This window comes from Streptomyces sp. Ag82_O1-12, from assembly GCF_900182715.1.
GTDB lineage: Bacteria > Actinomycetota > Actinomycetes > Streptomycetales > Streptomycetaceae > Streptomyces > Streptomyces massasporeus.
On the sequence record NZ_FXUW01000001.1, the window covers coordinates 4,506,135 to 4,525,993 of the forward strand.

Genomic DNA, 19,859 nt, shown 5'->3' on the forward strand with positions numbered 1-19,859 from the left:
GCCGTCAGCTCGGCCTCAGCACGACCGCCTGCCCGCCCGCCGGGGCCATCGCCACGTCGAAGGTGTCGTCGCGGGTGACGGTCCGGGTGCCGACCACGACCGGGGTCTGGTACGGGTTCGCGCCCGGGGTGCCGTCGGCGTAGATGGTCGCCGTGTACGAGCCGCCGCCGAGGAAGGACAGCGGCAGCGACAGGGTCCTGGGCGACTCGTTCGTCATCGCGCCCAGGTACCAGATGGCGCCGTCCCGCCGGGCGACCGCGACGTACTCGCCGATCGAGCCGGCCAGGGTGCGGCTCTCGTCCCAGGTGACCGGGACGGCGTGGAACCAGGGCAGGCCGGGCCAGTTGGCCGGGTTGGTGTACTTGGACGGCTTGTCGTACCAGAAGAGGAAGTTGAGGGGCTGGTAGTACACGGCGGCCATCGCCATCTGGTGGGCGTCGGTCGTCTTGTCGCGGGACTGGCCGTAGCAGATCGTGTAGTCCATCGGGCCGCCGATGTTGCGGGCGAAGGGCAGGGTCACGTTGTGCGTGGCCGTCGGGAACTGCTCGTTGCCGCGCACGCCCTCCAGGCTGATCCAGTTCGGGTACGTCCGCTCGTAGCCGAACGGCCGGACATCGTCGTGCATGTCGATTAGCAGCTCGTACTCGGCCGCCGTCCGCGCCCAGTCGATGATCTGGTCGGTCATCGTCCGTGTGCCGTCGTTGATGAAGCCGAGCTTGATGCCCTGCACACCCCAGCTCTTGTACAGGCCGAACAGGGAGTTCGCGTCGGTCAGCGCGAGCCGGTTGACGTAGAGGAAGACCCCGATGCCCTGGCTCGTGGCGTAGGAGATGACCGAGGGGAGGTCGATCGCGGCGATCGGCTTCGTCGCGTCCGGTGTGCTGAACTCCGGGCCGTACCAGCCGGCGTCGTACTCGATGTACTGCAGGCCCCGGGCCACGGCGAAGTCGACGCCCTGGAGGCCGGCGGCGGTGGTGAGTTCGCAGCGGAAGACCTTGCCGGGCTTGATCCAGGAGGTGTCGGCCAGGGCGCTGGGCGGGGCGAGGTTGAGGACCAGCTCGGCGTTGTCGGCCAGTTCGGCGTGCGTGGCGCCGATGACCACCGCGCGCCACGGGGTGGCGAAGGGCGTGGTGACGGTCGTGGCCGTCTCCACCGGGCCGGTGCCGCGGGCGGTGTGCTCCATGAGGAAGGCGGAGAGGGCGTTCGTCTCACCCCGGACCGAACCGAGCATCAGGCGAGGGTAGTTCACCCGTGACGACTCGCAGACGCAGGCGATGAGGCCGTCCGGCAGAGTGGCGGTCAAGGGCAGGTCGGTGAGGGGGCCGTGGTCGGTGCCCGCGGCGCCGCTGGCCGGCACGGCACCGGGCGCCACCGGCTCGTAGGCGTTCTCGTCGCGGGCGCTGTAGACGGTGGTGCCGTCGGGGAAGACGAACGTCGTGAGCTCGTCGGCGATGGTGGCGGTGCCCCGGTCGAGCAGGACGTAGCGCAGGGCGACGCCGGTCCTGTAGGCGCGGACCTCCACGCCGAAGCGGAGGCCGGTGACCCGGTCCCTCAGATTCCAGCGCTGCTCCTGGTAGTGGTCGGTGACCGTCGCGTTGCGGCCGTAGACCGGCGTCCAGGTGCCGCGGTGGGCGCGATGCCGGTGACCGGTCAGCCTGACATCGTTGCCGAGGACCGTGCCGTCGCCGAGCCGGAGTCCGAGGGCCGAGGCGCCGATCACCGTCCTGCCGCCGCGACGGGCGGACCAGCGGAGGGTGCCGCCCGCGAGGGACAGGGTGATGGAGGTGCCGCCGAGGCGGGCGGTGACGCTCTCCGGCCTGCCGCCGCCGGCCGCGTGCGCCGAGGACGCGCCGGCCATCCCGGTGGCGGCCAGCCCGGCACCAGCGGCCGCGCCCTTGAGCACGACCCGGCGGGACGTCGGCCACTGCTCTGCTGCAGTACTCATCGTGCGGGACCCCTCTCGGCGCCGGACCACGGCAGCAGTAACCGCTTTCTATCGAGTGCAAGTTGTACGGGCTGCCGCCAGGGGGGTCAAGACCCGGGAACCCCGGACGTCTGCCGTGGGTGCGGACGTCCGGGGTTCGTGGGCGGGGCGGTGCGCGGTGGCCTGCGCGGGTCGGTGCGCGTGGCCGGCGTTCACTTGCGGAACAACCTCATAGCCGTCCTTGCATCTCCTCACACGGCGTCACGACTTTCAGCCGCTCCGGGTGTCGGGAAGTCCACTGCCCCGGCCCGCGTTCCGGCCGTAGCACCCAGATCGTGCCACCTCGCACGTCCGTGATGACGCCGTGCCGTTGAGCAACCTCATCGCGGGCCAGGTCACCCACCCACGGCGTGCGCTCCCTGGTCATCGGCGTTCTTTCGCGCACAGCTCTGCCCACACCCGCTTGCCCCAAGGCAGTTGGTCGACGCCCCAGTCCGTCGCAAGTGTTTGCACGAGCGTGAGGCCGCGTCCGGTCTCGGCTTCCTCATGCGGTTCCCGAAACCTCGGTAAACACCTGGACTTGTCCACGACGCCGATGCGTACCAGCACCGACTCGGGTCGGGTGATCGTCACCCTGATGGAAGGACTTCGCGCGTGCCGGACAGCGTTGGATGCCAGCTCGGAGACGATGAGCATGCCGTCGTCCACAAGGTCGTCCAGATGCCATGCGGCCAGCGTGACGCGCACCAAGCACCGGGCTTTGCCCACGCTACCGGGCTCGCGGGTCAGGGTCTGGCTGTACCCGGGGCAGCCGGTGGGGCTCACCCGGGTCGTAGGGTGGGGCATGTCGGTCCGCTCTCTCGGATCGGCCAAGCCCCGGGACCGTTCGCGTGGTCGCCGGAGCACTGCCCGTCATGAAAGCGGCATGCTCAGAATGGTGACAGGGGCGCAACGTCCCACTTTCTCCACGCTATTCGGCGACTCCCAGGAACTCCGCCAACGCTCGCAGTCCCGGGGGATGGTTGGGAAGCGCCCACAGGTCGCGCACGATCGCCACGGCCAGCGTGTGGTGTTGCATCCACGTCGGTGCCACCCGGCGAAGGGACTCGAGAGTTTTCACCGCCCCGGACGCGTCGCCGAGGTCCGTATGGGCTCGAGCCACATCCAGCAGCAGCCAAGTCCGCCAGGACGGCGGGGTGTCCTTGCTGAGCCGCATGCCCTTGGCCAGCGCCAGGGCGTCGTGCGGGTGGCCGTACTGCACGGCCAGACGGACGCGTTCGATGCGGACCGACGAAGGGCTGAAGACGCTGACCATGCGGCTGTCGCTCCCCTCCGGCAGTTTCGAGACGCGTCCGGCTTCCTTCTCCGCCTTCTCCATCATCGCGGCAGCGCGCTCGTAGTCCCCGCTACGGGCTGCTGACGTGGCGGCGCTCATGATCAGTGCGCCCCATACCTTGAGTCCGTCGGCCGTGCCGGTCTGCTTGGCGTCCGCCATGTCGGCGGTGGCGCGGAGAGCGATGCTCAACGCGTCCTCCAGGCGGCCTTGTCGTTGGTAGGTCCACGCCATGGAGTTGACGACCATGGGCACAAGCAATGGATCGGAGGACCGGCCCGCGGCCTCTATGGCGCGCTCCAGGCTCGTCAGCGCCAGGTCCGTCTTACCCATCCGGACGGCGACGTGGCCGGCGAGCTGGAGGGCCTTGCCCAGGACGGCGAAACTGGCCTTGCGACTGTCCTCCTTCTCCGACGCCGTGGCGGTACGCGCATCGGCGATGAGGTCCGGCAGTGCCTTCATCACTGTGTCGAACTCGGCCGCGTGGTACTGCGTCCAGCCGTCGGCGATCTGGTCCCGCAGCCGCTCCATCGAGAAGCCGGGTCCCGGCGGCTCCGTCTTCTGCCCCCAGAGCACAGGCATGATGGCTCGGCGTACGGCTACGAAGCGCGGACCGTCGTTCTCCCCCGTACCGGAGACCGCGGGTGGGTCACCGAGGAGAGTGGTCAGCTCCACACCGAGACCATTGGCCAGGGCGTGCAGCGTCGGGAGGCGTGCCGAGTGCTTGCGTCCCTGCTCCAGCTGGCGGATCACGTCGACGGACACGCCGGACCGTTCTGCCAGCTCTTCCTGTGTCAATGAGGCCAGACGGCGCAAGCGGCGCAGGGTCCGTCCCAGGTCATCGTTTGCCACGCTGCCACCGTACGCCGTCCCCGGACGGGAAATCGGTGTGCTCGATACGGGCCGGATTCCCGTCACCTCCGTCTTCTGGCACGAAGGCGAGTTCGGCACCGGCGAGGAGTGGCAGCTGCTGCTGAAGACCCAGCAGAGCCGGTACGCCGAGCTGGAGGCGCACATCCTGAAGCTCCACCCCTGGCAGAACCCGGAGATCGCGGCCGTGCCGATCGTGGCCGGATCGGAGGCCTGCCTGCGGTGGCTCGCCGCGAACACCACGCCGGCCGAGTAGCTCAGCCGCGCGCCCCCGTTCAGGCCCCGCGCCTCGCCTCACCCCGGCTCGCCGAGCGCAACCGGCCTCTACACCCCTTCGCCCCTCACACCCCCCGGAACCCGTCCGTAGCCGCTACCACCGCCCCCGTCGTGGAGACCCCCGACAACCCGTGCCCCTCGTCGCCGATCAGCACGAGCTCCGCGTCCGGCCACACCTGGGCCAGCCGCCACGCGATGTCCACGGGCGAGCTGATGTCCATCCGGCCGTGGATCATCACGCCCGGGATGCCGGCCAGCCTCCCGGCGTCGCGCAGCAGCGCCCCGTCGTCCAGGAAGGCGGCGTGCCGCCAGTAGTGCGTGACGAGGCGGGCGAAGCGCATCCGGAAGAGCGGGTCGTCGTAGCGGGGGTCGGGCCGGTGCCCGGGATGGGTGGAGACGTGCACGTCCTCCCAGCGGCACCACTCCCGCGCGGCCCGCTCCCGTACGGCCGGATCGGGGTCTGCGAGCATCCGGGCGTAGGCGTCCACCAGGCTGCCGTCGCGCTCGGGCTCCGGTACGGCATCCCGGAACCGGGCCCACTCCCCGGGGAAGATCCGCCCCATGTCCCGGGTGACCCACTCCACCTCGCGCCGCGTGGTGGTGGTGACGCTGAACAGGACCAGCTCGGACACGGAACCGGGGTGCTGCTCGGCGTAGGCCAGTGCGAGGGTCACGCCCCAGGAGCCGCCGAGGACCAGCCACTCCTCGATGCCGAGGTGCCGCCGCAACCGCTCGGCGTCGGCGATGAGATGGTGCGTGGTGTTGGCGGCGAGCGAGGTCCGCGGATCGGCGGCGTCGGGCGTACTCCGCCCGCACCCGCGCTGGTCGAGGAGCACGACGCGGTACGCCGCCGGGTCGAACAGCCGGCGCCAGAACGGCCCCGCCCCCGACCCCGGACCGCCGTGCAGCACGAGGGCGGGTTTGCCCGCGGGATTGCCACAGGTCTCCCAGTACACGCGGTTGCCGTCGCCGACGTCGAGCAGGCCGTGCGCGTACGGCTCGATACCGGCGGGATGGAGCTCGGCCATGCGAGAGGTCCTCTCCGAAGCGGCGTCGGGGGCGGGCGCGGGCCTATTTGATCGCGGTCCAGCCCGTCGGGGTCACCTTGTAGTGGACCCCGTCGTCGGCGTCCATCCGCGAACTCGCGTGCACATGCACGTAGTCCCGCTCCAGGTGGTACCGGAAGCCGCCCATCATGCCGACCACCGTGAAGACGACTTTCACGGCGGGGCCCTCGGTGAGGGGCGCGAGCGGTGGCAGCAGGTGTTCGATCTCCTCGAAGCACCGGCCGGTCGACTCCCGCATCAGGGCGTGGACGTGGTGCTGCAGGGCGTCCGGCGGGGAGGGCAGGGGCCGTACCGTGACCGGTTCGAGGAGGTCCAGCAGGTGGGTGTGCCCCTGCTCCCTCGCGATGTCGACGGGGCGGCGGCCGTCGCGGGTGCGCTGGGTGCGCCAGGCGCCGTGTGCGATCAGCCGGGACACCACGGCGAAGTCCGCGCCGTGCCAGGCCGCTTGATGCAGCGGGGAGAAGCCGCTGCGGTTGCCGGGCCGGGGCAGGTTGACCCACTCCGGCTGTTCTCCCAGCACCTCGAAGAGACGGCTCCAGGCGGCGTCCCGGGCCAGGTCCGAGAACTCGTCCCGCTGGTCCAGGTACCACTGGTTGAAGCGATCGCGGTCGGTGAGGCCGTCCCACTGCAGCAGCATGATCACCCGGTCACGCTAACGGAGTGCGGCGCAGGCCCGTCGGGCTGCCCCACGGTGACGGCTCGGCCCCCGCGCACGCCGAACTCCTCCTCGCAGCGCGCCAGAAGCTCCCGCACCGCAGGACTCGGCCCGCCCCTCCAGATCAGCGCGAGCAGCGCCGGTGTGGCGAGGTCGTCGATGGTGCGGACGACGAGCCGGCCCCGGTGTGCCGCGGCCATCGACTCGCTGAGGACGGCGACGCCCAGCCCCCGGGCCGCGAGGTCCGCGATGGCGTCCGCGGCGCTGGCCTGCAGCGCGATCCCGGGCCGGAGGTCCTGCGCGGCGCAGGCCCCGTCGAAGACGGTCCGCAGACCGGTGCCCGGGGGCATGCACACGATCGGATGGGCGGCGACGTCCCGCAGCGCGATCCGCCGCCGCGCCGCCAGCGGGTGCCCCTCCGGCACCACCACGACGAGCCGCTCGCTGATGATGGTCAGCGCCTCCAGCCCCTCCGGGGCGGCGGCCGTGCCGACCAGGGCGACATCGACGGTGCCCAGGCGCACCGCCTCCACGAGCCGGTCGGAGTTGTCCTCCAGCAGGGAGACCTCCACCCCCGGATGGGCCCGGTGGAACGCGGAGAGGGCGTTGAACAGGGGCGTGACGGTGCAGCCGATGACCATGCCCACCACGAGCCGGCCCCGGATCAGCCCGGTCACCTCACCCACCGCCTGCCCGACCGCCCCGGCCGCGGCGAGCGCCGCCCGGGCGTGGTCGAGCGCCGCCCTGCCGGCCGCGGTGAGGGTCGCGGTGCGCGCCGACCGGTCGAAGAGCTCGGCCCCGAGCTCCCGCTCCAACTGGCGGATCTGGGCGCTGACTCCGGACTGGCTGATGTGCACCCGCTCGGCGGCCCGCGTGAAGTTCCGCTCCTCGGCGACCGCGATGAAGTACTCCAGCTGCCTCAGTTCCATAACTGCCAATTCTAGCTTCGATCTGATCCATCTGTTGGACTTCTGATCACTGCCCGACGAGGCTGGAGGCATCGCACCGAGACATTCCGAGGTCAGGAGGACCCCGTGCCGGAGTACGAGAAGGCCATGCGCCCCGAGGACATCACCCGTCTGTTCGTCGAGCGCTCCAACGCCGGTGACGCGGCCGGGGTCGCCGCGCTCTACGAGGAGGACGCGGTCCTGGCCTACCCGCCCGGCCGCCGCACGGTGGGCCGCGAAGCGATCCGCGCCCTCTGGGAGAAGGTCCTGGCCGACCGCCCCCACTTCGAGCCGGAACAGCCCCTGCCGACCCTGATCCACGGCGACATCGCCCTCACCTCCACCCCGCCGAAGGACGGCACGGGGGCGCGGGCGCAGGTGGTGCGCAGGCAGGCGGACGGGAGCTGGCTGCGGATACTGGATCAGCCGGAGTTCCAGCCGGCCTCCTGACCGGCGTCAGCGGTGGCCCGGAGGCCGGGACACGGTGAACCAGCCCGGCCTCACCTCCGTCGGCAGGTCGGGCAGCCCCGACCGCCGACGGCAAGGGCGTCCGCCGGGGGGACGGGCGACGCCGGCAGGCACAGGCTCCGGGCGCACCGGCTCGGGCGCCAGGGGTCGAAGACCCGCCTGAGCGCGACATCGGCGGCGCCGAGCGCGCGGACGAAACCGAGCACGGTCTCCCGTGCGGATGTGCCCTGGTCGTCGCGACCGTCCCCCGGCCCCTCGTCACGCTCGTCTCCCGGCCCCTCGTCACGCTCGTCTCCCGGCCCCGCGTCGCGCTCGTCTCCCCGCCCCGTCACGAACGTCTCCCCGCGACGCCGAGCCCTTCACTCCGCCCTCCGAGCCGTACTCGCCCGCCGCACCAACCGCGTGGGCACCAGCGTCGTCCCGTGCTCCGCCCCGTCCTCCCGCATCTTGCTGAGCACCCCCTCCACGCACAGCCGCCCCACCTGGGCGAAGTCCTGGTGGATCGTGGTCAGGGGCGGGAGGAAGGACGCCGACTCGGGGATGTCGTCGAAGCCGATGACGCTGACGTCGTCGGGGACGCGGCGGCCGCGTTCGTGTAGGGCGCGGAGCAGGCCGAGGGCCATCTGGTCGTTGGCCGTGAACACGGCTGTGCAGTCCGGCTCGTCGGCGAGGAGGAGGCCCGCCCGGTAGCCGGATTCGGCCGACCAGTCGCCGCGGACCAGGGGCGGCGTCACCCGGCCCGCGGCACTCAGGGTGTCGCGCCAGGCGTTGGCGCGGCGCTGGGCGGCGAAGGAGCCCTCCGGTCCGGCCAGGTGCCACACCGTGCCGTGACCGAGGTCCAGCAGGTGCCGTACGGCGTCCCGGGCGCCGCCCGCCTGGTCGGTGTCCACGACGGTGTAGCGGTCGCCGGCGTCGGAATCGGCCACCACGACCTGCACGCCGGGCGGCAGGGAGACCGTCGCCGCGTCGAGCAGGTGGATCTCCATGATGACGATGACGGCGTCCACGGCGAGCTCGCCCAGCCGGGAGAAGGCGCCGTTCACCTCGTCCTGGGTGGGGACGGCCACGGGCAGCAGGGTGACGGCGTACCCGTGCTCGGCGGCGGAGGTGGCGATGGCCTCCAGGGTGCGGATGTTGCCCATGGTGGACAGGGAGAAGGTGATCACGCCGAGGGTGCGGAACTCGCCCCGGCGCAGCGCCCGGGCCGCGCTGTTGGGGCGGTAGCCCAGTTCCCGCATGGCGGCCATGACCTGCGCGCGGGTGTCCTCGGTGACGCCCGGGAAGCCGTTCGAGACGCGGGAGACGGTCTGGGACGAGACCCCGGCGAGCTGCGCGACATCCGCCATGGACGCGCCCTGACGGGGCCGGTCCGCACGCCTTCTCGTACGGCTCGCGCCCCCCGGCTGGCTCTCGCCGCCCACGGTGCCCACCTGCCCCTCGTTCCCCTCGCCGCGCACCCGGCGCAATTTCGGTCCGGCACGAGTCCTTGACCCCTGAGATTCGGACAGTGTAGACATCCCGCCAGTGGATGTTTACGTAAACATTGCCTAGTCGAAATCGTATGAGAAGGCGCCGAATCCGCACCAGTCGCACCACGTAGGCCCCGATCTCCGCGTCCGCCGGGAGCCCTCGTCACCGCGCGGCACGCAGAAGAGCTGGAGTACTCGAGATGGCACACCGCACCCGCAAGAGAAGGCTCCTCGGGGCCATCGGCGTCACCGCCGTGGCGACCGGAACCCTCCTGGCCACGACGACCCTGCCCGCCGCGCACGCCGAGCCGGCCCAGGCCGCGGCCGCCGGCGTCACCGTCCGGCCCGACCCGTCCTACTCGGGCGACACGTTCGAGGGCTGGGGCACGAGCCTGGTCTGGTTCGCCAACGCCACCGGCGACTACCCGCCCGCGGTCCGCGAGAAGCTCTACAAGCTCCTCTTCGGCGACGACGGTCTCAACCTGAACATCGCCCGCTACAACATCGGCGGCGGCAACGCCCCCGACGTCAAGGACTACCTGCGGGCCGGCGGCGCGGTCGAGGGCTGGTGGAAGGCCCCCGCGGGCACCACCCGCGAGGACGTCGACTGGTGGGACGCGGACGACCCGGCCGACTGGAACAAGAACGCGGACCACACGCAGCGCTGGTGGGTCGACCGCATCAAGAAGGACATCACCCACTGGGAGACCTTCAGCAACTCCCCGCCCTGGTTCATGACCGAGAGCGGCTACGTCTCCGGCAACTTCGACGCGGGCAAGGACCAGCTGAAGCCGGGGTCGGTCGACGACTTCGCCAAGTACCTGGTCGGTGCGACCGAACGCCTGGAGAAGGCCCACCACATCAAGGTCGACACGCTCGACCCGTTCAACGAGCCGAACACCGACTACTGGGGCACCAAGCTCGGCCCGGACGGCCAGCCGACCGGCGGACGCCAGGAGGGCGCCCACATCGGCCCCGAGCTCCAGCAGAAGGTGATCCGCGCGCTGGCTCCCGTCCTGAAGAAGTCCCGGTCGGGCGCGGAGATATCCGCGATGGACGAGACCAACCCCGGCACGTTCGCGACGAACTGGAACTCCTACCCGCAGCAGGTGCGCGACCTCGTCGGCCAGATGAACGTCCACACCTACGGCACCGGCCAGCGCACCACCGTCCGCGACCTGGCCAAGGCCGCCGACAAGCCGCTGTGGATGAGCGAGGTCGAGGGCGACTGGGGCGACGGCCAGAGCTTCACGGACATGCGGCCCGGCCTGGGCCTCGCCCAGCGCATGGTCGACGACCTGCGCGAACTGGAGCCCAAGGCCTGGGTGTTCTGGCAGCCCGTCGAGGACTACGACAACATGAAGCCGGGCGGCGAGTCCGCCAAGGGCGGCAACTGGGGCGAGATCCAGCTCCCGTTCAGCTGCACCTCGAAGGACACCCTGAAGTCCTGCCCGATCTACACCAACACGAAGTTCGACACGGCCCGCAACTTCACGCATTACATCAAGCCCGGCGACCGGCTGATCAAGACGAACGACACGTCCAGCACCGCGGCGGTCTCCCGCAAGGGTGACGCGGCGACCGTCGTCCACGTCAACAGCACGACCGAGGCGCGTGACGTCACCCTCGACCTCTCCGAGTTCGGCCGGGTCTCCTCCCGCGCCACGGTCACCCCGGTGGTGACCAGTGCCGACGGCAAGCTGGAGAAGCAGAAGCCCGTCCGCGTCACCGGCAAGCGGGCCACGCTCGCCGTGCCCGCCCAGTCGGTGACGTCCTTCCTGGTCAAGGGCGTCTCGGGGGTCGCCAAGGACGCGGCCGAGCTGCGCAAGGGCCACACCTACCGCCTGACCGGCGTCCAGAGCGGCAAGGACCTCACCCTCGCCGGCAACGGCACGGGCCTGGTCATCAAGACCCCGAACACGACCGACCCCAGCGGGCAGCAGTGGCGGGTGGAGCAGATCCGCGGCGAGGGCAACCGCAAGCGCTACGTCCTCACCGAGACCGGCGCGGACAAGCGCCTGGCCATCCGTGACGGCGCCCTGGTCGCCGAACCCGACAAGGGTCGCCGCGACGACGCCGCGCAGTGGATCGCGTCCTCGACCGGCGACGGTTCATGGACGCTCGTGAACGCGGCGACCGGTCAACTCCCGGACGTCGGCGGCCAGTCCACGAACGACGGCGCCTCCGTGGGCGTCTGGCAGCCGAACTCCGGATCCAACCAGCGGTGGAAGGTCACGGAGGTGGCGGGCGACTGACCCCTCGTTCAGCGTCCCGCCCTCGACGCCCCCGGCGCCGCGGCCTCCCATCGGTCGTGGCGCCGGGGGCGTCGTGCGTCACGCATCGTGTGTCACCCGGCTCCCGCGTGACCTGTGGGGGGGGGAGTGCCCCCGGTGGGATCACCCCGAGGCGTTCCCCGACCTCCCGATCATCCGCAAGGCCCGCGTCACCGTCTCCGCGAACGACGGCCCCGCCGCACGGTCTGAGCGCAGGGCCCAGTCCTCCACGCCGATGCGCAACGCCGTGTTCAGGACGCCCGCCTCGACCCGGACCGCGAGGTCGCCGGCGGGCCGTCCCGTGCGGGCGGCGATCATCGCGGCGAACGCCGCCTCCGCGTCGTAGTGCGCGTCCAGCCACACCGCCCGCAGCCCCGGCTCGTCCCGGCACAGCCGCAGCAGGTCGCCCAGGGCCCGCAGGCGCGGGGTGGCGTCGTCGTCCTGCTGGAGGTTCAGGATCGCCTCGGCGAGGGAGCGGTGGTCTCCGGAGGAGTCCCGCAGCCGGTCCGTCAGCAGATCGAGGCCCGTCGTGAGCAGGGGGCGTACGCACTCCTCCTTGGAGCGGAAGTAGCGCCACAGCGTGCGCGTCGACACCCCCGACGCGGACGCGATGTCCTCCGCGGTGACCGCCGCCACGCCCTTGGCGGCGAAGAGCCGGACCGCCTCCTCGGCGATCTCCCTCCGCGTCTCGGCGCGCCGCCGCTCCGTCAGCGGTGGCCGCCCCGTGGCACCACCTGCTCGTCCGGCCATGCGCCCTCCTCGACTTGCCGTGCTCACTCTATTTTATGTCCTGTCCTGTCTTGATGGCATCAGATGCCCTCATGGCACGCCGCGTCTTTATGTCGCACTGAGACAGAAAGCAGTACTGTGCCTGACGCCACGCCAGTTCGACGAGCGGAGGAGCGCCATGGGCGCCACGGGTCTGTCAGGCAAGAGCGTCATCGTCACGGGAGCCGCCTCCGGCATCGGCCGCGCGGCAGCCCTGCGCTTCGCCCGGGAGGGGGCGAGGGTCGTGGTCGCCGACCTGAACGCGGAAGGGGCCAAGAGCGTGGTGGAGGCCGTCGAGTCCGCCGGGGGAACGGCCCTCGCCGTCACCGGGGATCTGAGCGAGACCGCCGTGGTCGACGCGGTCGTGGCCGCCGCCGTCGGCACCTTCGGCGGCATCGACGTCCTGGTCAACAACGCGGGCGTCATGGACACCATGTCCGCCGCGGCGGACGTCACCGACGCCGAGTGGGAGCGGGTGCTGCGGATCAACCTCACCGCGCCGTTCCTGCTGACCCGGGCCGTGCTGCCGCACATGATCGCGGCGGGCGGCGGCGCCATCGTCACCACCGCGTCCGAGGCGTCGCTGCGCGGCAGCGCGGCGGGCACCGCGTACACGGCCTCCAAGCACGGCGTCCTCGGCCTGACCCGCTCCCTCGCAGTGATGTACCGCGAGCAGGGAATCCGCGCCAACGCCATAGCCCCGGGCGGCACCGCCACCGGCATCACCGCCGATGTCCGCATCGACCCCGGGGCCCACGGACCGTCCGTCATCGGCCGGCACTTCGTCAACATGGGCCGCATCTGCGAGCCGGAGGAGCAGGCCGCCGCCATCGTCTACCTCGCGTCCGACGCGGCGAGCGGGATCAACGGCGTCGTCCTGCCGGTGGACAACGCCTGGGCGGCCGTCTGACCGCCGCCTCCCACCCACCCGCGGCACGAGAGGAAGAGGACCCGCATGTCCACCCCCCACACCCCCTTGTCCCCCGACCTGGACTTCGACCCGGACGCCCTGCGCGAGCGCTACCGGGCCGAGCGCGACCGGCGCATCCGCCCCGACGGCAACCGCCAGTACCGCCGCACCACGGGCGAGTTCGGCCACTTCGACGACGACCCGCACGCCGAACCCGGCCTCACCCGCGAGCCCCTGACCGACCACGTCGACGTCCTGGTCATCGGCGGCGGGTTCGGCGGCCTGCTCGCCGCCGCCCGGCTGCGCGAGGCCGGCCTGCGCGACATCCGGGTCGTCGAGAAGGGCGCCGACTTCGGCGGCACCTGGTACTGGAACCGCTACCCGGGCATCCACTGCGACATCGAGTCCTACGTCTATCTGCCCCTGCTCGAAGAGCTCGGCTACGTCCCGAAGTGGAAGTACGCGCCGGGCGAGGAGATCAGGGAGCACGCCCGGGCGATCGCCCGGCACTTCGGCCTCTACCGCGACGCCTGCTTCCGCACCCAGGTGACCGAACTGCGCTGGGACAAGGGCGAGTTCGCCTGGAGCGTCACGACCGACCGCGGCGACCGGATGACCGCGCGGCACGTCGTCGTGGCGACCGGGCTGCTCAGCCAGCCCAAACTCCCCGGCATCGAAGGCATCGAGACCTTCAAGGGCCGCATGTTCCACACCAGCCGCTGGGACTACGACTACACCGGCGGCGACGCGAACGGCGGTCTGACGAAGCTCGCCGACCGGCGCGTGGCCCTGATCGGCACCGGCGCCACGGCCATCCAGGTCGTCCCCCATCTCGGCCGGGACGCGCGGCACCTGTACGTCTTCCAGCGCACGCCCTCCTCCGTGGACGTGCGCGGCCAGCAGCCCACGGACCCCGAGTGGGCCGGTTCGCTCACCCCCGGCTGGGCGCGGCGCCGCAGGGACAACTTCCTCGCGGTCGTCACCGGTGCCGGGAGCGACGAGGACCTGGTGGCCGACGGCTGGACGAGCAGCGCCCGCCTCCAGCAGAAGCTCATCCCGACCCACCACTTCTCCGGCCTCACCCCCGAGGAGCGCGAACGCCTGGAGGAGATAGCCGACTTCCAGAAGATGAACGAGCTGCGGGCCCGGGTCGATGCGGTCGTCGAGGACCCGGAGACGGCGGAGAAGCTCAAGCCCTGGTACCGCTACATGTGCAAGCGGCCCACCTTCAGCGACCAGTACCTCCAGACCTTCAACCGGCCGAACGTCACCCTCGTGGACACGGCCGACCACGGGGGAGTGGAGCGCATCACCGAACACGCCGTCGTGGTGGGCGGGGTGGAGTACGAGGTCGACTGCGTCGTCTTCGGCACCGGTTTCGAGGTCGGCGTCTCCGGGCTGCTGTCGGGGCGGCTCCCCGCGTACGGCAGGGACGGCGTCGCCCTGCTCGACGCCTGGCGGGCGACCGGCCCGAGGACCCTGCACGGCTTCTACAGCCGTGGCTTCCCCAACCTGTTCATGTTGGGCTCGGTGCAGAGCGCCGCCTCCGTGAACTACGTACACGTGCTGGACGAACAGGCCGGCCATGTCGCCGAGGTGATCGCGGAGGCGCACCGGCGCGGGACCCGGATCGTGGAACCGTCGGCCGCGGCCGAGGACGCCTGGGTGGCCACGATCCGCGAGAAGTCGGCCGACCTGTACGCCTTCCAGTCCGAGTGCACCCCCGGCTACTACAACGCCGAGGGCATGCCGAGGCCCCGCAGCGAGTCCTACGGCGACGGCCCCATCGCCTTCTACGAACTGATCAGGCGCTGGCGTGCGCAGGGCGGCATGGGCGAGGTGCTGGGATCGTGACGGAGCGTGCGAGCGGCTACGGCGTGCCCCGCCCCCGCCGGGAGGCCCGCCGTCTCAACCCGCCCCATCCGCTGTGGGGTTCCAACGGTGTGGCGTTCGGCCCCGACGGGCGGCTGTACGTCGCCCAGTTCCTCGCCGGGCGGATCAGCGCCGTCGACCCGGCCACCGGGGACGTCGAGACCGTCGTACCGATGGACGGCCCCGTCCAGTCGCCGGACGACCTGGCCTTCGGCGCGGACGGCTCGATGTACATCGCCGACCTGGTCCCCGGCCGGGTGTGGCGCCGCAGCCCCGCCGGCGCGTACACGCTGGTCTCCGACGAGGTGAAGGTGCCCAACGGCATCACCTGTGTCGGGGACCGGTTGTTCGTCAACGAGATGAAGGCGAACGGCCGGCTGCTGGAGCTCTTCCCGGAGGGCGGCGACCCGGTCGTCCTCACCGACGGGCTGGCCTTCGGCAACGCGATGCAACGGGGCCCGGACGGCTGCCTCTACTACCCGCACATGATCAGCGGGCAGGTCTGGCGCATCCCGCCCGACGGCGGGGTGCCGGAGATGGTCGCCGAGGACGTGCACGATCCCGTAGCGGTCCGCTTCGACCGGGGCGGCGTCCTGCACGTCCTCTCCCGCGGCCCCGAGGGCATCGTCACCCGCGTCGACCTGCACGGCGGCGGCACCCGCTCGCTCGTCACCAGCGGCGTCACGGGCCTGGACAACGCCGCGTTCGACGCGGAGAACCGCATGTTCGTCTCCAGCTTCGCCAGCGGCGGCATCACGGAGCTGCACCCCGACGGCCGCACCCGCCCCGTCGTGCCGCGCGGCCTGGACGGCCCCTACGGCGTGACGATCGACCTGGGCGGCACGGTCTACGCGGCCGACCACTACCGCGTGGCCCGCCCCGAGCACCCCGCCGACGACGGCGGTTCGGGCGACGTGGCCACCGAGATCCTCCAGCCGTTCTTCCACGGCATCACCGCCGACGGCGGCCTCCTGCACACCACGTCCCAGTACGGCGGCGTCCAGACCTACGACCCCGCCACCCGGGCCACCCGGGTCAGGGCGAGCGGCCTGAACCAGCCGCTGGGCCTCGCGGTCCGGTCCGACGGCCTGCTCGTGGTCGCGGAGACGGGAGCGGGCCGCGTCATCGGCGTGGACGCGGCCGACACGGTCAGCGTGCTCGCCGAGGGCCTGGACCACCCTGTGGACGTCGCCTTCGACACCGGCGGGCGCTGCTACGTCAGCGACGACCGGCTCGGCGCGGTGCTCCGCGTCGACGACGAGGGGCCGGTGGTCCTGGCGGACGGTCTCGGCGCCCCGCAGGGCCTCGCGGTCCACGGCGACGACCTGTTCACCGTGGACGTCGAGCACCGCAGGCTGTGGGCGGTGTCCCTGACCACGGGCGAGCGCCGCATCGAGGCCGAGGATCTGGCCGTCGGGCTGCCCCCGGGCGTCGCACGCCGACCCGACCCGGCCCTCTTCGCCCACGGCGTCCCCGGCCTGGCCCCTCGCTTCGCCGGCCTCGCCGCGGCCCCGGACGGCTCCCTGCTCCTGTCGTCGAACGGGGAGGGCACGGTGCTGCGGCTGGCCCCGACCCCGTAGGGCCCGGGGGGCCGGTTCAGCGGCGGCGGCCCCGGGACGGCCTGCTCCGCCGTCCGTTGGAGGCGGAACCCGTGCGCGCCGGAGGCTTCTCGGCGGGCGGCGGGGTGAGGACGACGGGCACGCCCGACGGCTCCTGCGCCCCGGTGATGCGGCTCAGTTCGTCCTCGCCCGAGCGGACCCGGGTGATCTGCGGGGTGATCCCGGCGTCGGCCATCAGCCGGGTCATCTCACGCCGCTGGTGCGGCAGGACCAGCGTGACGACGGTGCCGGACTCGCCGGCCCGCGCGGTACGGCCGCCGCGGTGCAGGTAGTCCTTGTGGTCGCCGGGCGGGTCCACGTTGACCACGAGGTCGAGGTTGTCGACGTGGATGCCGCGGGCGGCGACGTTGGTGGCCACCAGGACCGTGACCTGGCCGTCCTTGAAACGGGCCAGGGTCTTGGTCCGCTGCGACTGGGACTTGCCGCCGTGCAGCGCCATGGCGCGCACGCCGACGGCGAGCAGCTTCTTGGCCAGCCGGTCGGCGGCGTGCTTGGTGTCCAGGAACATGATCACGCGTCCGTCGCGGGCGGCGATCCGGGTCGTGGTGGCGTGCTTGTCGTCGTCCTCCACGTGCAGCAGGTGGTGCTCCATCGTGGTGACCGCGCCCGCGGACGGGTCGACGGAGTGGACGACCGGGTCGTGCAGGTAGGTGCGGACCAGCCGGTCGACGTTGCGGTCCAGGGTGGCGGAGAAGAGCATCCGCTGGCCGCCGGGGCGCACCTGGTCGAGCAGGGCGGTGACCTGCGGCATGAAGCCCATGTCGGTCATCTGGTCGGCCTCGTCGAGGACGGTGATGTCGACGTGGTCCAGGCGGCAGTCGCCTCGGTCTATGAGGTCCTTGAGGCGTCCGGGCGTGGCGACGACGACCTCGGCGCCGGTACGCAGCGCGTTCGCCTGCCGGCCGATCGGCATGCCGCCGACCACCGTGGTGAGCCGCAGCCGCAGCGCGCGGGCGAACGGGGTGAGGGCGTCGGTGACCTGCTGGGCCAGCTCACGGGTGGGCACCAGGACGAGGGCCAGGGGCTGCCGGGCCTCGGCCCGCCGTCCGTCGACGCGGGCCAGCAGGGCGAGCCCGAAGGCGAGCGTCTTGCCGGAGCCGGTGCGCCCGCGGCCGAGCACGTCCCGGCCGGCCAGGGAGTTCGGCAGGGTCGCCGCCTGGATCGGGAACGGCGCGGTCAGGCCCTCGGCGCGCAGCGCGGCCAGCAGCCGCTCGGGCAGGTCGAGCTCGTCGAACGCCTCGACGGCCGGCAGCGCCGGGGTGAGGGTGGCGGGCGGTGCGAACTCCTGGCTGGGGGCGGGGCGACGCCCGCCGCGCCCGGCGCCCGCCGGACGGGAGGCGGTGCCTGCGCCGCCCGACTTACGGGAGCGGAACCCGTTGCCGCGGGAGTGGGGGGAGCCGTTGCTCCTGCGAGCCGTGCGGTCCATGGGGAACCTTCCTCGATGCGGCACGCGTCGAGGAATGCGCGACGGCAGGGGAGAGCCGCGGGATTCGCAAGATGTGAGCCGGATTGGAACAAAACGAGCCGAGGCCCGCACCGCGAGGGTGCGGGCCCCGGTCAGGGCATACGCGTACGCGTCAGGCGGGAACGATGTTCTCGGCCTGCGGGCCCTTCTGGCCCTGCGTGACGTCGAAGGTGACCTTCTGGCCTTCCTGGAGCTCACGGAAGCCAGAGGTGGCGATGTTCGAGTAGTGGGCGAAGACGTCCGGGCCGCCACCCTCCTGCTCGATGAAGCCGAAGCCCTTTTCCGAGTTGAACCACTTCACGGTACCGGTAGCCATATGAATCTCCCTTGAGGGCAGTACTCAGGGTCCGCACCTTGCGGACCCGTAGTCGCCGAAATGATCACCCTAAGGAGATCCGAGAATCCTCGGAAACAAAAAAGAGTGCTCGTCGACAAAAGGTCGAAAGAGCACTCGAAGTCTCTGGGAACCAAAACTGCAACGCGATCCAAGGTAGCACAGGCGGCGTCGGATGGCTCGGGAATCTTGTACCCGAGGTGGAGCCGCCCCTCCGTACGTACGGCGGGTGTCGGCAGGCGCTGATCACCTTCGGCTCGCCGCTCATGCCGGGCACCCGGTCGCCGTCCTCGTTCGTCATCGCGTACCGGACGGGGCTGGTACGGGCCACGCCCCGCCGGTGACGTGGGCGGGCGGCCTACGGCCTGCCGTAGGCCGCCACCATGATCTTCTCGGCGGTCCGGTTCATGTCCTGGCCCTTGGCGTCGGTGGAGTTGACGCTGTAGACGAGGGTGCGCGAGCCGTTGCGGGTGGAGGCGATGGCGGTGTTGTACCCCCAGCGCCCGCCCGTCTTGCCCCAGACCTCGCGCCCGCCCAGCACCTTCATGGACAGACCGACGGAGTAGGCGGCCGGCTTCCCGGTCCTGACGTCGGTCACCTCGGGCAGCGTGAACATCTCCTCCAGCAGCGGCCCCCGTACGATCCGCCCCCGGAACAGGGCTCGGGTGAACGTCTCCAGGTCCGCGGTGGTCGAGATGATGTTCCCGGCCGCCCACGCGTCCGTCGCCCCCCACACGGTGACGTCCCGGAGCCCGGTCGTGCCGTCGTCGAGCCGCATCGTCTGGTAGCCGTGGTTGTGCGGCCCGGTGATGCGCGGGTTCGTCCCCGGGAAGTAGGTGTCCCGCAGCCCCAGCGGCCCGAGCACCCGCCGGGCCACCTGATGCTCGTAGGAGTCGTGGGTGACGCGCTCGATGAGCAGGCCGGCGACGGTGTAGCCGATGTTGAGGTAGTGCTGCCGCTCGCCCGGCGCGAACTCGGGCCTCTTCGACGTCGCCGAGCGGACCAGGTCCCGGGGGTCGTACACCCGGAAGCGGTTGGCGTACGCCTCCTCGACGGTGCTACCGGGGAAGTCGGGGGCCGGGATGCCGTGGGTGTGGTCGAGGAGCTGCCGGACGGTGACGCCCGCGTACGTCGCCGGGATGAGCTCCGGCAGGTAGGAGCGGGCGCTGCGGTCCAGGTCCAGGCGGCCCTCCTCGGCCAGTCGCAGGGCGACCACGGCGGTGAAGACCTTGGTGACGGACCCGGCGCGGAACCGGGCGGCGGGATCGGCGGGCCGGCCGCTCCGCAGGTCGTGGACGCCCGAGCTGCCGTGCCAGGTGCCTTCCTTGCCGCCGACGCGCACGAGGGCGGCGGTGGCGTCGGCGTCGGGGAGGCCGGCGAGGGCGGCTTCGAGGGCGGCGTTCGGGGACTGCCCCGTGGTGGACCGCGCGGCCGACGGCACGGCCGGGGCGGAGGCGGCGGCCGGGAGCACGGACGGCCCCGCGGCGATGCCCGCGACGAGCAGGGCGGCGGTCAGCAGGCTGGTGCGGGTCTTCATGACGAACTCCGTTGCGAAGGAGGGGGGTTGGGTGATGCCCTCATCCTCCGGAGCCGCGCCGCCGCGCGGATC

Annotated in this window: 17 protein-coding genes; 6 read left to right on the forward strand and 11 right to left on the reverse strand. The window is 71.8% G+C overall.

Going from position 1 to position 19,859, the window contains the following annotated elements; all coding sequences use genetic code 11:
• Nucleotides 1–4: 4 nt before the first annotated feature.
• From QOL88_RS20690 to QOL88_RS20700, 3 genes are all read right to left on the reverse strand, one after another.
• Complete coding sequence (locus QOL88_RS20690) at nt 5–1,945, reverse strand: glycoside hydrolase family 97 protein (RefSeq protein WP_097218168.1); 1,941 nt, start codon at nt 1,943–1,945, stop codon at nt 5–7.
• Between the two features lie 402 nt (nt 1,946–2,347).
• Nucleotides 2,348–2,749: an ATP-binding protein gene (locus tag QOL88_RS20695; protein ID WP_306456180.1), complete on the reverse strand. Its 402-nt coding sequence runs from the start codon at nt 2,747–2,749 to the stop codon at nt 2,348–2,350.
• A 145-nt stretch (nt 2,750–2,894) separates the two neighbouring features.
• On the reverse strand, nt 2,895–4,109 hold the full coding sequence (locus tag QOL88_RS20700) for a helix-turn-helix domain-containing protein (RefSeq protein WP_097223098.1): 1,215 nt from the start codon (nt 4,107–4,109) through the stop codon (nt 2,895–2,897).
• 37 nt (nt 4,110–4,146) lie between these two features.
• On the opposite strand from QOL88_RS20700, the gene cutA reads away from it, so the two are divergent.
• On the forward strand, nt 4,147–4,383 hold the full coding sequence (gene cutA, locus QOL88_RS20705) for a divalent-cation tolerance protein CutA (RefSeq protein WP_373559296.1): 237 nt from the start codon (nt 4,147–4,149) through the stop codon (nt 4,381–4,383).
• A gap of 85 nt (nt 4,384–4,468) precedes the next feature.
• On the opposite strand, the gene pip is transcribed toward cutA, so the two are convergent.
• Genes pip through QOL88_RS20720 form a run of 3 tightly spaced genes read right to left on the reverse strand, consistent with a single transcriptional unit; the run spans nt 4,469 to nt 7,054 of the window.
• Nucleotides 4,469–5,431: a prolyl aminopeptidase gene (gene pip / locus QOL88_RS20710; RefSeq protein ID WP_097218173.1), complete on the reverse strand. Its 963-nt coding sequence runs from the start codon at nt 5,429–5,431 to the stop codon at nt 4,469–4,471.
• A gap of 43 nt (nt 5,432–5,474) precedes the next feature.
• Nucleotides 5,475–6,107, reverse strand: a complete 633-nt coding sequence (locus tag QOL88_RS20715) for an ankyrin repeat domain-containing protein (RefSeq protein WP_257028072.1) — start codon at nt 6,105–6,107, stop codon at nt 5,475–5,477.
• A gap of 2 nt (nt 6,108–6,109) precedes the next feature.
• The gene (locus tag QOL88_RS20720; protein ID WP_097218175.1) at nt 6,110–7,054 is read right to left on the reverse strand and encodes a LysR family transcriptional regulator; all 945 of its coding nucleotides are present in this window, start codon (nt 7,052–7,054) and stop codon (nt 6,110–6,112) included.
• Nucleotides 7,055–7,159: 105 nt separating this feature from the next.
• Between QOL88_RS20720 and QOL88_RS20725 the strand changes: the two genes are divergently transcribed.
• Nucleotides 7,160–7,522 carry a YybH family protein gene (locus QOL88_RS20725; RefSeq protein ID WP_097218177.1) on the forward strand — a complete coding sequence of 121 codons (363 nt, stop codon included), beginning with the start codon at nt 7,160–7,162 and terminating at the stop codon, nt 7,520–7,522.
• Between the two features lie 377 nt (nt 7,523–7,899).
• Here the strand turns inward: QOL88_RS20725 and QOL88_RS20730 are convergent, their stop codons facing one another.
• Nucleotides 7,900–8,886: a LacI family DNA-binding transcriptional regulator gene (locus QOL88_RS20730; protein WP_097218181.1), complete on the reverse strand. Its 987-nt coding sequence runs from the start codon at nt 8,884–8,886 to the stop codon at nt 7,900–7,902.
• Between the two features lie 323 nt (nt 8,887–9,209).
• Here QOL88_RS20730 and QOL88_RS20735 point away from each other — a divergent pair, with 323 nt between their 5' ends.
• Nucleotides 9,210–11,264, forward strand: a complete 2,055-nt coding sequence (locus QOL88_RS20735; protein ID WP_097218183.1) for a glycoside hydrolase — start codon at nt 9,210–9,212, stop codon at nt 11,262–11,264.
• Between the two features lie 141 nt (nt 11,265–11,405).
• On the opposite strand, the gene QOL88_RS20740 is transcribed toward QOL88_RS20735, so the two are convergent.
• Nucleotides 11,406–12,032, reverse strand: a complete 627-nt coding sequence (locus tag QOL88_RS20740; protein ID WP_097218185.1) for a TetR/AcrR family transcriptional regulator — start codon at nt 12,030–12,032, stop codon at nt 11,406–11,408.
• Between the two features lie 157 nt (nt 12,033–12,189).
• Here QOL88_RS20740 and QOL88_RS20745 point away from each other — a divergent pair, with 157 nt between their 5' ends.
• The 3 genes from QOL88_RS20745 to QOL88_RS20755 are packed head-to-tail and all read left to right on the forward strand — an operon-like array spanning nt 12,190 to nt 16,412.
• The gene (locus QOL88_RS20745) at nt 12,190–12,960 is read left to right on the forward strand and encodes an SDR family NAD(P)-dependent oxidoreductase (RefSeq protein ID WP_097218187.1); all 771 of its coding nucleotides are present in this window, start codon (nt 12,190–12,192) and stop codon (nt 12,958–12,960) included.
• Nucleotides 12,961–13,005: 45 nt separating this feature from the next.
• A complete protein-coding gene (locus QOL88_RS20750; RefSeq protein WP_097218189.1) occupies nt 13,006–14,814 on the forward strand; it encodes a flavin-containing monooxygenase in 1,809 nt (602 codons plus the stop codon).
• Complete coding sequence (locus QOL88_RS20755) at nt 14,811–16,412, forward strand: SMP-30/gluconolactonase/LRE family protein (RefSeq protein WP_257027840.1); 1,602 nt, start codon at nt 14,811–14,813, stop codon at nt 16,410–16,412. The genes QOL88_RS20750 and QOL88_RS20755 overlap by 4 nt, the downstream gene beginning before the upstream one ends.
• A 16-nt stretch (nt 16,413–16,428) precedes the next feature.
• Here QOL88_RS20755 and QOL88_RS20760 read toward each other — a convergent pair whose 3' ends face one another.
• The 3 genes from QOL88_RS20760 to QOL88_RS20770 form a co-directional block, all read right to left on the reverse strand.
• Nucleotides 16,429–17,877, reverse strand: a complete 1,449-nt coding sequence (locus tag QOL88_RS20760; RefSeq protein ID WP_097218191.1) for a DEAD/DEAH box helicase — start codon at nt 17,875–17,877, stop codon at nt 16,429–16,431.
• Between the two features lie 151 nt (nt 17,878–18,028).
• Nucleotides 18,029–18,232: a cold-shock protein gene (locus QOL88_RS20765; RefSeq protein ID WP_003991681.1), complete on the reverse strand. Its 204-nt coding sequence runs from the start codon at nt 18,230–18,232 to the stop codon at nt 18,029–18,031.
• 376 nt (nt 18,233–18,608) lie between these two features.
• Nucleotides 18,609–19,787, reverse strand: a complete 1,179-nt coding sequence (locus QOL88_RS20770; protein ID WP_097218193.1) for a serine hydrolase domain-containing protein — start codon at nt 19,785–19,787, stop codon at nt 18,609–18,611.
• Between the last annotated feature and the right edge of the window lie 72 nt (nt 19,788–19,859).

What these genes read in the sequence shown, in the direction of transcription:
- QOL88_RS20690 (WP_097218168.1), bottom strand. Translation starts at nt 1,945, where the DNA reads ATGAGTACTGCAGCAGAGCAGTGGCCGACGTCCCGCCGGGTCGTGCTC.
- pip (WP_097218173.1), bottom strand. Translation starts at nt 5,431, where the DNA reads ATGGCCGAGCTCCATCCCGCCGGTATCGAGCCGTACGCGCACGGCCTG.
- QOL88_RS20715 (WP_257028072.1), bottom strand. Translation starts at nt 6,107, where the DNA reads ATGCTGCTGCAGTGGGACGGCCTCACCGACCGCGATCGCTTCAACCAG.
- QOL88_RS20720 (WP_097218175.1), bottom strand. Translation starts at nt 7,054, where the DNA reads ATGGAACTGAGGCAGCTGGAGTACTTCATCGCGGTCGCCGAGGAGCGG.
- QOL88_RS20730 (WP_097218181.1), bottom strand. Translation starts at nt 8,886, where the DNA reads ATGGCGGATGTCGCGCAGCTCGCCGGGGTCTCGTCCCAGACCGTCTCC.
- QOL88_RS20735 (WP_097218183.1), top strand. Translation starts at nt 9,210, where the DNA reads ATGGCACACCGCACCCGCAAGAGAAGGCTCCTCGGGGCCATCGGCGTC.
- QOL88_RS20740 (WP_097218185.1), bottom strand. Translation starts at nt 12,032, where the DNA reads ATGGCCGGACGAGCAGGTGGTGCCACGGGGCGGCCACCGCTGACGGAG.
- QOL88_RS20745 (WP_097218187.1), top strand. Translation starts at nt 12,190, where the DNA reads ATGGGCGCCACGGGTCTGTCAGGCAAGAGCGTCATCGTCACGGGAGCC.
- QOL88_RS20750 (WP_097218189.1), top strand. Translation starts at nt 13,006, where the DNA reads ATGTCCACCCCCCACACCCCCTTGTCCCCCGACCTGGACTTCGACCCG.
- QOL88_RS20760 (WP_097218191.1), bottom strand. Translation starts at nt 17,877, where the DNA reads ATGGACCGCACGGCTCGCAGGAGCAACGGCTCCCCCCACTCCCGCGGC.
- QOL88_RS20765 (WP_003991681.1), bottom strand. Translation starts at nt 18,232, where the DNA reads ATGGCTACCGGTACCGTGAAGTGGTTCAACTCGGAAAAGGGCTTCGGC.
- QOL88_RS20770 (WP_097218193.1), bottom strand. Translation starts at nt 19,787, where the DNA reads ATGAAGACCCGCACCAGCCTGCTGACCGCCGCCCTGCTCGTCGCGGGC.